The sequence below is a fragment of the uncultured Phascolarctobacterium sp. genome, assembly GCF_958349595.1.
Classification (GTDB): domain Bacteria; phylum Bacillota; class Negativicutes; order Acidaminococcales; family Acidaminococcaceae; genus Phascolarctobacterium.
Window position 1 is genome coordinate 54,874 of record NZ_CATWDQ010000013.1, and the last position, 16,189, is coordinate 71,062.

General features: G+C 51.2%; 14 protein-coding genes. 10 read left to right on the forward strand and 4 right to left on the reverse strand.

Annotated features, from left to right (window positions below; all coding sequences use genetic code 11):
* Positions 1 to 181: 181 nt before the first annotated feature.
* Positions 182 to 1,540, forward strand: a complete 1,359-nt coding sequence (locus Q4G98_RS09615; protein ID WP_301961945.1) for an MATE family efflux transporter — start codon at positions 182 to 184, stop codon at positions 1,538 to 1,540.
* Positions 1,541 to 1,596: 56 nt separating this feature from the next.
* Here Q4G98_RS09615 and Q4G98_RS09620 read toward each other — a convergent pair whose 3' ends face one another.
* Positions 1,597 to 1,803, reverse strand: coding sequence for a 4-oxalocrotonate tautomerase family protein (locus Q4G98_RS09620; RefSeq protein WP_177562313.1), 207 nt, complete (start codon positions 1,801 to 1,803; stop codon positions 1,597 to 1,599).
* A gap of 382 nt (positions 1,804 to 2,185) precedes the next feature.
* On the opposite strand from Q4G98_RS09620, the gene Q4G98_RS09625 reads away from it, so the two are divergent.
* The 4 genes from Q4G98_RS09625 to panD are packed head-to-tail and all read left to right on the forward strand — an operon-like array spanning position 2,186 to position 5,208.
* The gene (locus Q4G98_RS09625) at positions 2,186 to 3,094 is read left to right on the forward strand and encodes a Rossmann-like and DUF2520 domain-containing protein (protein WP_301961946.1); all 909 of its coding nucleotides are present in this window, start codon (positions 2,186 to 2,188) and stop codon (positions 3,092 to 3,094) included.
* Between the two features lie 20 nt (positions 3,095 to 3,114).
* Complete coding sequence (gene panB, locus Q4G98_RS09630; protein ID WP_177562317.1) at positions 3,115 to 3,954, forward strand: 3-methyl-2-oxobutanoate hydroxymethyltransferase; 840 nt, start codon at positions 3,115 to 3,117, stop codon at positions 3,952 to 3,954.
* A 15-nt stretch (positions 3,955 to 3,969) separates the two neighbouring features.
* Entirely contained in the window at positions 3,970 to 4,824 is an 855-nt protein-coding gene (panC, locus tag Q4G98_RS09635) for a pantoate--beta-alanine ligase (protein WP_298562943.1), read from the forward strand.
* The gene (panD, locus tag Q4G98_RS09640; RefSeq protein WP_293546884.1) at positions 4,825 to 5,208 is read left to right on the forward strand and encodes an aspartate 1-decarboxylase; all 384 of its coding nucleotides are present in this window, start codon (positions 4,825 to 4,827) and stop codon (positions 5,206 to 5,208) included. It begins immediately after the preceding gene.
* A gap of 44 nt (positions 5,209 to 5,252) precedes the next feature.
* Here panD and Q4G98_RS09645 read toward each other — a convergent pair whose 3' ends face one another.
* The 3 genes from Q4G98_RS09645 to Q4G98_RS09655 are packed head-to-tail and all read right to left on the reverse strand — an operon-like array spanning position 5,253 to position 9,587.
* On the reverse strand, positions 5,253 to 7,577 hold the full coding sequence (locus Q4G98_RS09645) for an SMC family ATPase (RefSeq protein ID WP_298562944.1): 2,325 nt from the start codon (positions 7,575 to 7,577) through the stop codon (positions 5,253 to 5,255).
* A 2-nt stretch (positions 7,578 to 7,579) separates the two neighbouring features.
* A complete protein-coding gene (locus tag Q4G98_RS09650; protein ID WP_298562945.1) occupies positions 7,580 to 8,722 on the reverse strand; it encodes an exonuclease SbcCD subunit D in 1,143 nt (380 codons plus the stop codon).
* Positions 8,723 to 8,732: 10 nt separating this feature from the next.
* Entirely contained in the window at positions 8,733 to 9,587 is an 855-nt protein-coding gene (locus Q4G98_RS09655; RefSeq protein WP_298562946.1) for a patatin family protein, read from the reverse strand.
* Positions 9,588 to 9,725: 138 nt separating this feature from the next.
* On the opposite strand from Q4G98_RS09655, the gene Q4G98_RS09660 reads away from it, so the two are divergent.
* The 5 genes from Q4G98_RS09660 (at position 9,726) to Q4G98_RS09680 (ending at position 16,031) form a co-directional block, all read left to right on the forward strand.
* The gene (locus Q4G98_RS09660; RefSeq protein WP_298562947.1) at positions 9,726 to 10,700 is read left to right on the forward strand and encodes an asparaginase; all 975 of its coding nucleotides are present in this window, start codon (positions 9,726 to 9,728) and stop codon (positions 10,698 to 10,700) included.
* 231 nt (positions 10,701 to 10,931) lie between these two features.
* On the forward strand, positions 10,932 to 11,363 hold the full coding sequence (locus Q4G98_RS09665; RefSeq protein ID WP_177562337.1) for a HutP family protein: 432 nt from the start codon (positions 10,932 to 10,934) through the stop codon (positions 11,361 to 11,363).
* Between the two features lie 136 nt (positions 11,364 to 11,499).
* A complete protein-coding gene (gene mdcA / locus Q4G98_RS09670) occupies positions 11,500 to 13,125 on the forward strand; it encodes a malonate decarboxylase subunit alpha (protein WP_366916951.1) in 1,626 nt (541 codons plus the stop codon).
* Positions 13,126 to 13,148: 23 nt separating this feature from the next.
* On the forward strand, positions 13,149 to 14,531 hold the full coding sequence (locus Q4G98_RS09675; RefSeq protein ID WP_298562950.1) for a short-chain fatty acid transporter: 1,383 nt from the start codon (positions 13,149 to 13,151) through the stop codon (positions 14,529 to 14,531).
* A gap of 18 nt (positions 14,532 to 14,549) precedes the next feature.
* Positions 14,550 to 16,031: an amidase family protein gene (locus Q4G98_RS09680; protein ID WP_298562951.1), complete on the forward strand. Its 1,482-nt coding sequence runs from the start codon at positions 14,550 to 14,552 to the stop codon at positions 16,029 to 16,031.
* The last annotated feature ends 158 nt before the right edge of the window (positions 16,032 to 16,189 follow it).

Genomic DNA, 16,189 nt, shown 5'->3' on the forward strand with positions numbered 1-16,189 from the left:
GCTGAGGCGTCTTTTTTTATTCGCACTGCCAAAATGCATCTCGTTTAAGAACTTTTAACCAGCAGCAGTGAGATATGATTTATTTGTGAATTCATCCTGAAGAAGAATTGCAAATATTGTGAATAAATGTTAAAATAAAGCTCTGACTGACCAGTCAGCAAACTGTTGGGTGGTGTTTTTTATGGTAAGAAATATGACAGAGGGAGACCCGCTGAAGCTGATCCTGCCTTTTATGGTACCGCTTCTTATCGGGAACGTCTTCCAGCAATTATATAATATCGCGGATATCATCATCGTAGGGCGGACGATCGGTGTCAACGCCCTGGCGGCAGTTGGCGCTACAGCGCCGCTGTTTATGATGCTGGTAGTGCTGACGATGGGCTTGTCAAACGGTTTTACGGTGGTCACAGGGCAGCGTTATGGCGCCGGGGATCTTGACGGCGTAAGACGCAGCGTGGCGATGAGCACGATGCTGAGCCTGTTTTTTGTGCTGCTGCTGATGCTGGTCGCAACCTTTGCGCTCGACCCTGCGTTAGCGGCTATGAACGTCCCGGAAGAGCTGTTTGCCGATGCGAAAAGCTATGTTCTGATCATCAGCCACGGCATTATCGCGATGATGGGCTATAATCTTCTGGCGGGTATACTACGTTCTCTGGGTGACAGTAAAACGCCGTTATATTTTTTGATCATTTCCACGATCGTAAATATTTTTCTGGCACTGCTGTTTATTACCCGGTTTGGCTGGGGTGTGCCCGGCTCGGCTGTGGCGCTGGTCATTGCGCAGGGCTTTTCGGCGCTGCTGTGCATTGTTTATATCGCCAAAAGATTTCCTCTCCTGCGGCTGCGAAAACAGGACTGGCGCCTGGATTGGGATTTTGCCTGGGAACATCTGCGCATGGGCTTGCCGATGGCAGTGCAGTTTTCCGTTTTGGGACTGGGAATGATTTTTATTCAGGCCGTTTGTAATAAATTCGGTCCGACTACGATAGCGGCTTTTACCTCGGCGATGCGGATCGAGCAGCTGGCGCTGCAGCCAATGATTTCTTTTGGCTTATCCATGGCGGTTTTCAGCGCGCAGAATTTTGGGGCGCACCGTTTCGACAGGATCCGCGAGGGCGTCAAAAAATGTTCGCTGCTGGCACTGTGTTTCAGTTTGTTTGCGGCAATCATCATGTATTTCTTTGGCCGTGAAATGATCAGTATTTTTATCAGTGAAGCCAATGAGCAGGTTTTAGCACAGGCGCAGCAGTATCTGCACTTAAGTGTTCCGTTTTACTTTTTTCTCAGCCAGATCTTTATCTACCGTAATGCCGTACAGGGTATGGGCATTGCGATGATACCGATGTTCAGCGGGATCGTAGAGCTGATCCTGCGTACTTCGGCAGCAGTCTATCTGACGGAATATTTTGGTTACAGCGGTATTTGTTATGCCAGCCCGATCGCCTGGCTCGGTTCATCGTTGTTCCTGTTCGCCAGCTACCATTATTTCATCAGGCTGCTGGAAAATTCTTATGAGCGGCATATCAGTGCCAAAAACTAAAAAGAAAACTCCCGAAATAAAAAACTCCCGGTTTTCCGGGAGTTTTTTTGTCAGGTTCAACTGTTTTTGCGGCGGATTTCGGTAACGGGGATGCCTCCGATGCCCCAGTTGTCGGTGTCAACTTCGTCGATCACGACAACGGTAGTTTTTTTGTTTTTACCAAGCACGTCATGCAGCAGATTGGTGGCGCCTTCGATCAGGGCTTGCTTTTGCTCAGGGGTAACATTGCCTTCACGGGTAATTTTAATATTAACGTAGGGCATAAAAGAGACCTCCTTTTTTCTTTTAGTATAGCATGAAAGAATGACGGGCAACAAGAAATTTAACAGATGGTATGATAAAGCTGTCAGCAGGTTTGAACAACAGCTTTTACAAAATAAGGCAGTCAGGCGGACAGGAAAAGTTTTTTTGTAAAGTGCGGTAAAAAACGCTTGTCAAGGCCAGAGTGCCTGTGCTATTATAGCGGTGACCAGAAACGGCCGGGCAGTATCATCAGGAGCTGTACCATAAGCCGCAGGTCTTATAATTAAAAATCAGTCATCAATCGCTTTGATCAGCAATGACCGGGACGAGACGCAATAGCAAGGCCTTTTTGTAAGTATTTTGCGCACTCCCGGAGGGGAGTGCGTTTTTATTTTACAGACCTTGGTTCTGCTCTCAGGCGAAGAAAGGAAGGACACAATGAAAATCGGCATCATTGGGCTGGGGAAGGTCGGCAGTGCTTTTTTAGAAGCCTGCGAAACAGCGGCAGCTTTGCAGGTCGTCAGTGTTAAAGCCGGACGTTCACCTGAAAGTGCTGCAAGGTTATGCGGCAAAGACGGCCTGCTGGTAACTGCCGATAATGCCGGGGTGCTGTCAGCTGCTGACGTAGTGCTGCTGACCGTTCCCGATGGGCAGATCGCCGCTGTTGCCGCAGATCTGGCCGCAGATGTTGCTGCGTCAGGGCTGCAGGAAAAGGTGTCCCGGAAGGTATGCCTGCATTGCAGCGGCTCCCTGGGACTGGAACCTTTGGCAGCGCTGTCGGCTTTGGGCATCCACTGCGGCAGTCTGCATCCTTTGCAGAGTTTTGCCGGCGGCCGGGCAGTTTTCCAGGGGATCGGCATGGCTGTCGATGGGGACCAGGAGGCGCAGCAGGCCGCCTGCTTCCTGGCGTCAGAGCTGCAGGCCCATCCGTTCAGTGTGCCTGCGTCAGAGCGCTGTGCTTATCATGCGGCAGCCTGTTTTTGTTCCAACTATCTGGTAACGTTAACGGCGATAGCCCAGCAGCTGCTGGCACGGTGGACTCCCGATCAGGCAACGGCACTGCAGGTCTTGCTGCCGCTGCTGGACGGGACTGTGGAAAACCTGCACCAAAGGCAGCTGGCGCGCGCAGCCCTGACCGGACCGATCGCCCGCGGTGATGCCGGCACTGTGGCAGGACATTTGCAGGTCCTGCCGGAGCAGCTGCAGTCAGTCTATCGTGAGCTGGCGCTGAAGACTATAGCCCTGGCCGAAGCCAACGGCAGTATTGACCAGGCCGCGGCTGCAAAGATGCAGGGACTTTTGAGAGGCTAACAACAAAGGAGTAAAGTAAAATGAATAAAAAGCAAGTTACGACTTCGACGATCAAAGACATGAAACAGCAGGGTGAGCCGATCACGATGGTGACGGCGTATGATTATGCCATGGCACGTAATGTCAACGAAGCCGGGATCGACATGATCCTGATCGGCGATTCGCTGGGGAATGTGATGTTGGGCTATAATTCTACGGTGCCGGTGACGATGGAAGAGATGATCCATCATACCAAAGCAGTGATGCGTGCCAACGGCGCGGCTATGGTGGTGGCCGATATGCCTTTTATGAGCTATCAGGCCAGCCTTGCCGACGGGATGTATAATGCAGCGCGGTTACTGAAGGAAGGCGGCTGTGCGGCTGTTAAGCTGGAAGGCGGCAGTGAGATCTGCGAGCTTGTGGCTAAACTGGTCACAGCAGGTATCCCGGTAGTGGGGCATATCGGCCTCACGCCGCAATCAGTCAACCAGATGGGCGGCTTTAAGGTGCAGGGCAAGGACGTGGCGGCGGCACAGAAATTGCTGGACGACGCTAAAGCGCTGGAGGCGGCCGGAGCCTTTGCCATTGTAATGGAATGTGTGCCGGCAGCTTTGGCTGCCAAAGTGACAGCCGAGCTGAAAACAGCGGCCACGATCGGTATCGGCGCCGGCAGCGGTTGTGACGGGCAGGTCCTGGTCTGTAATGATCTGCTGGGCTTTTCCGAGGGCTTCTGCCCTAAATTTGCGAAAAAATACGCCGATCTGCACGGCGCTATCGTCGGTGCGGTCCAGGAATATATCCGGGAAGTCAAAGAGCGCAGTTTCCCGGCGCCGGAACATACTTTTAAAATAGATGACGAAGTTTTGGAAAAGTTATATTAAGAGGGAGCCTGAATAATGAAACTTTGTAAAACAGTGGCAGAATTACGTACAGAAGTAGCTTTAGCAAAGGTGGCGGGCCGCAGTATCGGGCTGGTGCCGACTATGGGGGCGCTGCATGAAGGGCATGGTTCTCTGATCGCTGCCGCACGGAAAGAAAATGAGCTTGTTATCGTCAGCGTCTTTGTCAATCCAACCCAATTCGGGCCGGGCGAAGATCTGGACGCCTATCCGCGGACTTTGGAAGCCGACTGCCTGCTGGCAGAGCAAATGGGCGCCGATATAGTTTTTGCGCCGACGCCGAAGGAAATGTATCCCAGCGAGGATATGACCTGGGTCGAAGTGACAGGCGACATTACCAAAGTCCTGTGCGGCCACAGCCGGCCGATCCATTTTTGCGGCGTCACAACTGTCGTCAGCAAGCTGTTCAATCTGGCGCAGCCGGACTGGGCCTATTTTGGTCAGAAGGACGCACAGCAGGTGCAGGTCATCAAACGCATGGTCAAGGATCTGTTCTTTAACGTACAGCTGCGGATCATGCCGATCGTCCGTGAAGCCGACGGTCTGGCGAAAAGCTCGCGCAATACTTATCTGAGCCCGGAAGAACGTAAGGCCGGACTGGTACTGTCAAGAAGCCTGCGTCAGGCCGAAGCACTGTTTCAGCAGGGTGAGCGCGATGGCGCTGAGTTGGTGGAAGTTGTCAGAGAAATGATCGCAGCGGAGCCGCTGAGCGAGATCGATTATGTGGAGATCTATGCACTGCCTGATCTGACGCCTCTGGCCGGCAAGATTGCCGGGCCGTGCCTGCTGGCGGTAGCAGTACGTTTTGGTACTACGCGGCTGATAGATAATATTATTTTGGAGGGTGCATAAATGCTTTTGAATATGTTTCATGGAAAGATCCATCGTGCGACTGTGACTGAGGCCTGTCTTGAATATATGGGCAGTATCACCATTGATTCTGAACTGCTGGAGCTTTCGGGGATCATGCCGGGCGAGCGGGTGCAGATCGTCGATAACAATAACGGCAACCGTCTGGAGACCTATGTCATTGCCGGCGAACGCGGCAGCGGCGTGATCTGCCTGAATGGCGCGGCGGCACGCAAGGTAGTTGTAGGCGATACGGTGATCATTATCGGCTATGCCCTGATGACGCCGGAGGAAGCGCAGACCTTTGAACCGAAGGTCGTGATGGTAGATGAAAAGAACCGGCCCGTCAATGTGCGGGGAACTGAACTGGAACGGGAAATAGGTTAAAAAATACCTCCGTAAGCAACTGCTTGCGGAGGTATTTTACTTTATTAAACGTGAAAAACAGCTTTGCTGCCCCGCTGTCCGGGAATGACCTCCAGACGGGCGGTGATACGTTCGCGCAGCTCGCTGACATGGGAGATGATGCCGACCAGGCGGCCGCCTTTCTGCAGGTCGGTCAGGGTGCGGATCGCCATATCCAGCGCTTCGGAGTCCAGTGTGCCAAAGCCTTCGTCGACGAGGATAGTATCAAGGCGGATACCGCCCGCATAAGCCTGTACGATATCGGAAAGGCCCAGGGCCAGCGAAAGCGAAGCCAGAAAAAGCTCGCCGCCGCTCAGGGTTTTAACGGGGCGGGCCACACCGGTGAAGCTGTCGGTGACTTCGATATTCAGACCGTTTTCCCGGCGGGCGTCCAGCACGTCGCCAGTACGTGATAAACTGTAGCGGCCGCGGCTCATCGAAGTCAAACGCAGATTGGCTGCCCGTAAGACGTCATCCAGGATCGCCTGCAGGACAAAGGCGGAAAAAGTGAGCCGGGAAGGGTTGTTGCCTCTTGCTGTTTCAGCCAGTGAGGCGGCAGTCTGATAAGCCTCCTGCAAAGCGCCCATTTGTTTTTCCAGCTCCTGCAGCCGCAGCTGCGCTGTTTGCAGATCAGTCAGTTCTTTGGCGGTTACCGCAGTTTGTGCTGTCAGCTGCCGGTACAGTGCGTCGGCCTGTTGTTCGGCGTCCTGGCAGGCAGTGAGTTCGGGTGCGGTTTTGCCGTCGATGGCATTTTGAGCACGCTGCAGACGGTCTGTTGCCGCCGCCAGATTTTGTTCGTAGGCGGCTATGGTCTGCTGCAGCTGCTGTCGTCTGGCTTCCGTACGCATTGCGGCGAGAAAGGCGGCCTGTGAGTCAAAGTCCGAAGCTTCCAGACGTTCTTTAAAATGCTGACGCAGGGCGCTGAATTCCTGCATGGCAGCTTCAGCGGCAGTCTGACTGGACTTCTGGGTGGCTTCGCAGCCTGCCAGTTGCAGCTGCGTCTGCTGGTATTGCTGCTGCAGCTGTTGTAAGGCTCTGGTTTGGTTACTGATTATTTGCGTCTGCCGCTGCAGATCGGCTCTTTGGGCGGCGGATACTGTGGCCGGATGCGGATGCTGCAGAGAACCGCAGACAGGGCAGGGTTCATTATCGGCAAGCGCCGCTGCCAGACGTCCTAATTCGGCAGTGACGCCGGATAATTTGGCGGCCTCGCTGTGGAGCTGCAGGATGCGCTGATTTAAAAGCTCAAGGGCCTTGTTCAGATCAGCGGCAGTAGTGACAGCCTGACCGTCAAGCTGCCGCAGTTGTTCTGACAGCTGCTGGTGCAGCTCCTGTAAGTCATTTTTTGTGTTCAGAGTTGCCTGCAGTGCGTTCTGGGCCGCTGTCTGGCATTCCTGATTATGTTTATGGGCCCGCAGGGTAGAGTTGTAGATCTCTTCTAAAAGTGCCGCTTTTTCAGCCTGGGCTGCTTCGGTTTTTATGGCAGCAACAGCACTGCGCTGTTCTGTCAGCGTCAGCAGCGCTGCTTGTGCCGCCGCTGCTTCAGTAAAGGCATTATGCAGCTGCTGGGCCTGCTGTAATTGCAGTTTGGCAGCAGTCAGACGTGCGGCAGCCGTCTGTAATGCTGCCGTTTCTCCTTTTTGCCGCTGCAGAAGCAGCTGGATGCTGGCGTCAAGCTGCTCACTGTCTGCGCATTCAGTGCTGTCCAGGATAAATTGCCGCTGCTGTTTAAGGGTTTGATAATTATTGTCAATGGTACTGCTGCGTTCGGCCAGCAGTGTTTCGATGCGCCGGTACAGCTCTGTTTTAAAAATAGTTTCTAAAATAGCTTTGCGGTCTTTCGATTCGGCGATCAGAAACCGCCGGAATTCGCCCTGCGGCAGTAAAACGATCTGACGAAACTGCTCGGCTTTAAAACCGATGATCTCAGTAACCTTTTTTGTCACTTCATCGCTTTTGGCTGCCAGCGGGTCCTTGCTGCCGTCACTGAGAAGTTTAAAAAGCGCAGCTGCTGCGGGAACTTTGCGCGTTCCCTCGCCCCGTTGTTTTTTCAATTCCTGTTCAGGGGCGCGCAGGACCTGATAAATATGTTCTCCGCTTTTAAAGGTAAATTCTACTTCGGTTTTCTGTTCGGCCGGCGCGTAATCGCTGCGCAGGCTTTTACTTTCACGCAGATCACCGCTGGCGCTGCCGTACAGCGCGAAACTGATCGCATCCAGGATCGTTGTTTTGCCGGAACCGGTAGGTCCGTGGATCAGAAAAAAGTTTTTATCGCCTAAAAGCGTGAAGTCGATAGTCTGCTCATCGGCATAAGCACCAAAGGCACGCATTGTAAGCTGTAATGGTTTCATAGTCAGGCCTGCCTTTCTGCCTGAACGTCACTGTTGATAACGTCCGATAAAAGGGACTTTTCAGCGGCATTCAAAGGCCGATCGTTGACCTGAGTGAAGAAGGCTTCAAACAGTTCGGCGGTGCCAAGTTTTTTATGGCTGACTGCGGCGGCAGACGTATCAGTGCCGGCGTGCAGCCGCGCGTATTCCAAATGCAGGATATGCGGATAGACCTGTTCCAGTCTGTATTTGGCATCTAAAACCGGCTGGTCGTCGGTCAGTGTGACCTGCAGATAATGATCGTGTAATGCCGTCTGCGGATGGCTCACCAATTCAGCAAAGCTGCCGCGCAGGCAGGCCAGCTCGCGCCGGGGGCTGAGTGGTATGGTCTCAACGGTAATGCTGCCGTCGGCAGCCAGATCTACCAGATGCACCCCTTTAGGCTGAGCGACTTCATTGAAAGAATATTTCAGCAGCGAACCGCTGTAACGTACTTTGCTGCTGCCGCTCTGACAGGCATGCAGATGCCCTAAGGCGGCATAATGAAAGGGGGCGAAGCAGTCGATACCTACAGTTGTTGCTCCGCCAATGGCCAAAGGTCGTTCGCTGTCAGGAGATTCCTGTGCCCCGGTCAGAAAAACATGGGCCAGCGCCACTTTGCGTGCGGCAGCGGGAATCTGTTCCAGCTGACTGCGGATTTGGCGCCTGACGACGTCTTCGTGTGTTTTTAAAGGTTCGCCCAGTAATTCAGACGCGGCTAAGGGTTCACCGTAGGTCAGCGGCGCAAAATAGACAGGACCGTGTTCGTCATAAAGCACTACCGGCTGTGTAGCCGCACTTACAGGTCCGGTGATATAAAGTTTGTTCTGGGACAGCAGGCTTTGCCCGAAGCCGAGACGGTCGGCATTGTCGTGATTGCCTGCGATCATAATGACATTTTTGCCGGCGTCCTGGACCAAACGGCGCAGTACTTCGTCCAGCAGTGTTACCGCCTGTGTCGGCGGTACTGCGCGGTCATAAATATCACCGGCGATCAGTACGGCGTCCACCTGGCTGTCTTTAGCTAAAGTGATCAGTTCTTCGAGAACGACAGCCTGGTCGTCTGTCATATGCAGGCCGTGAAAAATGCGGCCCAGGTGCCAGTCTGAAGTATGTAAAAAACGCATGATTTCTCCTTTATTTGCGATAGAGCTGCATGATTTCGTGAAATTTTGCTAGGCCGCATTCCAGGCCGTGATCATGCAGTTTTAAAAGCTGCTCCGGTTTTTGATCCAGCCTGCCGATCGTCAGCGGCGCCGTAGGGCGGATAATAACTGCCTTTCCTTCCTGCTCCAGCTGCTCAGCAAAAGCAAGCTGGTCATTATAAAGATCAGGCCGTCTGGCCATGAGCTCCCATAATTTGGGATAGTGCTTATAGACAAGGCGCAGCAGGTATTGGGGTACCGGCCGTTTTTTGCGGTAACCGGCATTGCGGGTCAGCACGATAACGAACTTATGATAACCGTCAGCGATTGCTTTATTTAATGGTATTGGCTCTACGAGAGCGCCATCCAGTAATTTGTGACTGCCGATAGTTACGACGGGAGCGAAAAACGGCAGCGAGGCTGATGCACGCAGCGGCAGAAAATCCCTGTCCATATCCTGCTGCGTATACCAGACGGGTTTGCCGGTCATGATATCGGTTGTGCCGACATATAGATGACCGGGGTATTTATGAAAGGTTTCGTAATCGAAAGGCAGCAGATTCTGCGGCAGTTCTTTCAGAATGAAGTCAAAGCCGAACAGCGACCGTGTCCTGAGCCAGTTGCTCAGGCTGCAGTAGCGTTTATCGCCGACATAATTCTGGATGATGCGTCTGGTGCGCAGCGGCTGCTGCGACATATAGGAAACAATATTGCAGGCGCCTGCGGAAACGCCGACGATATGCGGGAAAAGCAGTTCTTTTTGCATGAAAGCTTCAAAAACTCCGGCAGAAAACATGCCCCGCATACCGCCGCCTTCCAAAACCAGGCTGATACCGCTGACTATCATACATGACACCTCGTAATCAAATGATATAAATATTATACACCATTTGTAATGTCTGCGTGAATTAAGGCGGCTGGAAATTGTCGGCTGACGGCGGATATGTTATGATGAAGTAAATAATCAGGCAAGGAAGGTGCGAAGATGAAAAAAGTTGTTGTGATCACTACCGGCGGGACTATCGCTATGAAATATGATCCGGTGACGCAGGGGCTGATCCCCGCCGTCAGCGGCGATGATCTGATCGAAGCGGTGCCGGCGCTGCGCGAGGTTGCCGCAATAGAGGTCGTGGAATTTGCCAATGTGCCCAGCGGTCATGTTACGCCGCAGATGATGTTCGAGCTGGCAAAAATGGCTGACCAATATGCCGAGCGGGAAGAGGTCTGCGGCATCGTTGTGACCCATGGCACGGACACACTGGAAGAAACTGCGTATATGCTCAGTCTGACAACTAAAACGATGAAGCCGGTCTGCGTTACCGGAGCAATGCGCGGCGCATCGGAAACGGGACCGGACGGGCCGGCCAATATTCTGGCGGCAGTGATGACTGCGGCCAGTGAAGAAGCTGCCGGTAAAGGCGCGCTGCTTATTTTTAACGACGAGATCCACGCTGCGGCAGAAGTTACGAAAACGCATACCACTTCCTGTGCGACCTTCCATTCGCCGGGCTGGGGGCCGATAGGCCATGTTTATTTTGACAGGGTGGTGTTTCGCCGCCAGCCAGTGAATCTGGAAAAGATCTGCCCGCCGGCGTTGGTTGAAGATGTGCATCTGCTGAAAACCTATGCCGGGATGGATGCGTATCTATTTAAACTGCTGGCGGAAAAACCGGTACAGGGTCTGGTGGTAGAAGCTTTAGGCTGTGGTAATGTGCCGCCGGCAGTTAAGGAAGGCATAGAATATGTACGCAGCAGGCAGATCCCTGTGGTTTTAGCTTCGCGTGTCCATACCGGACGCGTGGTGCCTGCATACAGCTATCTGGGCAGCGCCAGGTCAATGGAGTCCAGTCAGATCATTTTGGGCGGGGAATTGACAGGACTCAAAGCCAGGATCAAGCTGATGCTGGCTTTGGGACTGACGCAGGATGTCACTGAACTGCAGAAATGGTTTGATAATTGATTGTAAATATTATCAATAAAAAAGAAAGATTGTTTTCTTGAATAATATATTTGGCTTTTCTTAAATTATCGTGACAAATGCCGGCAGAGCATGCTATAATAAAAGTGTGAAAATGTGATAAAGAGTGTTGAAGGTTTTACAGACAAGTAGATAAAGGGGACATAGAGGAGCAGTTTATCTATGTTCCCTTTTTGTTATTTTTTATGAAGAAAGAGGGGTGATCTTTTATTTATGCAGAAATTTTTTGATAAGTTTATTACCTCCCCGGAATCTGGTGCCATTATGCTGACACTTTCACAAACTATCCATGATGAGGAACAGATAAAGGAATTTTTAAAAAACAAAGGCTTTCTCTGTGCGGTAACAGAAATAGGCGGTAACAGCTCGTATCCGGAATTTCAGGAAAAGATCACGCACTCGGTTATCAGTGCCAGTATAAAGTGCGGCATAATCAAAAGGGTCGATAAAGAGGTGCATGCCGTCCTTCATGCTGCCGAAGAGGCGAAAAGAGGCTTTCTGGTAGTTTCGTTCAGTACGAATGTTTCGCTGAAAGTAGGTATAGTACGAAAAGATCCCTGGGTAACAGTTGCTATTTACGGACAGACAGCAGGTCATTCCTTAACGAATCATTACCGGATCGGTCTGGGCGTCATGCATATTTAAAATAAAATTTAAAACCGGTGAATTAAGTGAGATAGATTTTTCTGTCTCACTTTTTGTTTTTTTAGGGGGCAGATTGAAAACTAATGTCGGGAAAGAAGGGGTAGATGTGGAGAGTATAGAACGTGACTGGAACACCCTGCGTCGGAACAGGGAAAACAGGCTGGCGGCAGCCTGCAAATTTTTAGATCAGGGAAAATTTGTCAAAGCGGAGGATACGGTTGCTTTATTGGAAGCAGTTATTCAGCCTTATGATAAAGTTGCGGTGGAAGGCGATAACCAGAAACAGGCTGATTTCCTATCGGAATGTTTGGCGGCCGTTGATGCAGCCAGGGTCCATGATCTGCATATTATCCAGTCGACAATATCGCTGCCGGAACATGTTGAGATCTTTGAAAAAGGTATTGCCAAAAAGCTGGATTTTTCATACTCCGGCGCGCAAAGTAAGCGGCTGGCTGCGTTATTGCAGGCCAGGGTTGTGGAACTGGGCGCGATCCATACTTATCTGGAGCTTTATGCAAGATATTTTGTAGATCTGACGCCGCGCGTAGCGCTGCTGGTTGCTGAAAAAGCTGACCGGGACGGCAATCTTTACACCGGCTTCAGTACAGAAGATACGCCGGTCATCGCTGAAGCCGTCAAGTTCAAACAGGGCATTGTGATCGTCCAGGTCAATGAGATCACGGATGAGCTGCCGCGTGTAGATATACCGGGGGACTGGGTCGATTTTATTGTGCAGGCCCCGCGGCCTTTTAAAATTGAACCGCTTTTTACGAAAGACCCGGCCCTGCTGACGGATACGAAGATACTGAAGGCGATGCTGGCCATCAAAGGGATCTATATGGAGTATGGCATAAAGACGCTTAATCATGGAGTGGGCTTTGATACGGCGGCGATCGAGCTGCTGCTGCCAACCTACGGTGAAGAATTGGGGCTCAAAGGGAAAATCTGTACGAATTTTGTGCTCAATCCGCATCCGACTCTGATCCCGGCCATTGAAAGCGGCTGGGTAGAATCAGTGCATTGTTTTGGCGGCGAGGTCGGGATGGACGAGTATGTCAACGCCAGAAGTGACGTGTTTTTTATCGGCCCGGATGGATCGATGCGGTCGAACAGGGTTTTTGCCCAGGCTGCCGGCCATTATGCGGCAGATTTGTTCATTGGCAGTACCTTACAGATAGACAAATACGGCAACAGCAGTACGGCGGTCAGAAACAGGATCGTTGGTTTTGGCGGCGCTCCCAATTTAGGCTGCAATGCCGGGGGCAGAAGGCACGTAACTGATAGCTGGCTTAAATGCGGCCAGGAGATTCCGGCAGACAACCAGCTGATCGGCGAGGCAGCAAGAGGCAGAAAACTGGTGGTGCAGATGCTGGATACAGTCAGTGCCAAAGGTATTCATGGCTTTGTAGATCAGCTGGACGCTGTAGGCATGACAAAAGATTTAGATCTGGCTATTCCCCCGGTGATGATTTACGGAGATGATGTCACACATATTATTTCTGAAATCGGCATTGCTTATTTACATAAATGCCGCAGCCTGGAGGAACGTATGGAGGCAATCAGCAGCATCTCGGGAAGAAACCCGGAGGTAAACGGGAAAATACTTGCGAAGATGCGCAGGCTGGGAATAGTCAAAACTCCTGAGGATCTGGATATTGACAGAAGGAGGGCCAATAAGGAGCTTTTAGCAGCGAAATCCCTGCAGGAGTTGGTTGAGTGGTCGGGCGGCCTTTATAAGCTGCCGGAAAAATACAACAAATAATAATCAGGAAAGAAGGGAAGATTATGTTGCAAAACAAAAACACAGCAGACGGCGGGACTAATTTTATTGGCAGGATCGGTGCTGCTTTAACAAGATGGTCAATGAAATATATGCCGGACCCGAGCATTTTTGCGGTAGTGCTGACGCTTATTGCACTGGTATTGGGCATAGTAGTAGCGAAGCAGGATGCTTTATCCATGATCAAATACTGGTACAAGGGTTTGTGGGAGCTTTTGGGCTTTGCGATGCAGATGTGTCTGATCATTATTACCGGTTCGGCAGTAGCAGAAACGCCGCTGGCACGAAAAGGTATCTGTAAGCTGGCTGGATGGGCTAAAAGCGGCAAGCAGGCAGTGTGGCTCGTGACCTTTGTTTCGGTTTTGTCTTCGTTTCTGCACTGGGGGCTCAGTCTTATTATCGGCGCTTTGCTGGCCAAAGAAACAGCCAAACAGCTGAAAATGAAGAATATTCCTTTCGAGTATGGGCTGATCGCTGCCGGCGCGTATGTGGGGCAAATGACCTGGCAGGGGATGTTTTCCTCCTCAATCGGTTTGCTGATTGCCACGCCGGGACATTTTCTGGAAGATAAAATCGGTGTTATTCCAATTTCTCAATACATCATTAATCCGATGAATATCGCGGTGACCGTTGCTTTATTACTGCTGCCGCCGATCTTTGCCTGTCTTCTGCATCCCAGGGCTGATAAAATCACTCCGCTGGAGGAAGGCGCTGTAAAAATGATCGATGCCGAAACCAGCGCTGTCATCGAGATGCCGCGGCAGGCTACCGTCGGGGACAGGCTGAACCACAGCCGCATTCTGGCCTATGCCTTTGCCCTGATGGGCGTTGTGTATATCGTCTGGCATTTTGCAACAAAGGGCTTCGATCTGGACATCAATATGGTCAACGCTATTTTCCTGTTTGCGGGCATTATTATGCATGGGAACATTGCCAATTATATTGCTGCTGTTAAAAATGCAGTTGGCGGCGTCAGCGGCATTATTTTTCAGTTCCCGTTATATGCAGGTATTATGGGTATGATCAAATATTCAGGACTGGTCAGTATTCTGGCAGACAGTATCGTAGCTATCAGTACCCCGTTTACTTTCGGACTCTGGACCTTTATCAGCGCGTCGGTCATCAATATGTTCGTTCCTTCCGGCGGCGGACAATGGGCCGTACAGGGACCTATTGCCGTGCAGTCGGCTACGGTAATGAACGCGGATATTATTAAAACGGCACTGGCTGTCGGGTATGGCAATACCTGGACCAATATGTTCCAGCCTTTCTGGGCGATCGCGCTGCTTGGTGTGACCGGGTTAAAGGCAAAAGATATCATGGGTTATACTACGGCAATCATGCTGATGAGCGGACCGATCTTTATTTTAGCAGTATTGTTTTTATAAAAACGGAAATGAGGTGTGATGATGAAAAATTTGCTGACAAGACTGAGTGTGAAAAAATTCCATCAATTGCTGCTCTCCGGCGAACTTAGCTGTCGGGAACTGGTAGAATACTATCTGCGGCGCATAGAAGCGTATGACCATGCAGGGCCCTGCCTTAATGCGTTGATCCTGCTCAATCCACGGGCACTGGAGGAAGCGGATGCAATAGATGCGGCCGTCAGAAAAACAGGCAGACTTACCGGAAAACTGTGCGGTGTGCCCGTGATACTAAAGGATAATGTGAATACTTCTGATCTGGAAACGACAGCCGGGTCTGAAAGTCTGCGCGGTTTCACGCCCGATGATGATGCGTTCATCACTAAAAAATTGAGAGCAGCGGGAGCGATAATCTTGGCTAAAGCCAATTTGCATGAGTTTGCTATCTGGGGTGAAACTATCAGTTCGATTTTGGGACAGACTCTGAATCCCTATGATCTGACGAGGACGCCCGGTGGTTCTTCTGGCGGTACGGGAGCTGCAATCGCTGCTGATATGGGTATGGTTGGTATCGGTACTGATACGATCAATTCGGTACGGTCACCGTCCTCTGCCTGTTCACTGGTAGGTATAAGGCCGACGATCGGCATGGTCAGCCGCAGCGGTATCGTACCTTATTCCCTGACGCAGGATACAGCAGGGCCGCTTTGCAGGACGGTAGCAGATGCCGCCGTTGTTTTGGAAGTTATCAGCGGTTACGACAGGGAAGATGAGGAAACGGCCTGGTGTGCTGATAAAAAAGTCGATGATTACAGCGCTGCAGTTCCGGAAACAACTCTTGCCGGAAAAAAGATCGGCGTACTGGAGAGTTTTTTTGGCAAAAAAGCAGAACATCAGGAAGTCAACGCAGTCGTTGCAAAGGCTATCAGCGTTTTAAAAGCTTTAGGCGCCCAGATCGTCCCGATCAAAGAGGAAATAAATTCAGGCTGGCTGACTGCAGATGTCAGCGTACATTTATATGATCTGAAAGACCATCTGAATCAATATCTGCAGAAGCTTCCAGCCAGAGCGCCGGTACATTCTCTGGAAGAAATCATTAAGTCCGGTAAGTTCCATGCAGGGATCAAAGAAAATTTAGAGCAGGCAATGCTGCACAGCGTCGGCACTCCTGATTATAATGAAAGGCTGGTCTTACGGTCGCAGGTACAGACGAAGCTGATGAAGGTATTTGCTGATCATGATGTGGAAGCTATCGTTTATCCGCATCAACAGCAGCTGGTATGTGAGGTGGGCGGCGCTCAGAAAGAACGGAATGGCGTGCTTTGCTCTGTGACCGGATTTCCTTCAGTCGTTGTTCCTGCCGGTTATAGTCAGCCCAGTCAGACGGCGCCTGCGGGTATCCCCATAGGGATGGAGATCATCGGCAGACCCTGGAGTGAGAAACTGCTGCTGGCTATAGCGGAGACTTATGAAGAAAAAGCGGCGGTCAAAGAATTACCTCCGTTTACGCCTGTTTTAGAGTAGATATAAATTTTGTAAATAAATTATTGTTTTAAGCAAATGGGCCTCGTATCATTTTATTGATACGGGGCCTTTTTCAATGAATATTTGATAAGCACCGTTAGAATGAACTGCCCCAGAAAAAACGGACAATAGACAAAAAGCCCCCTTGTGTAGGAAAA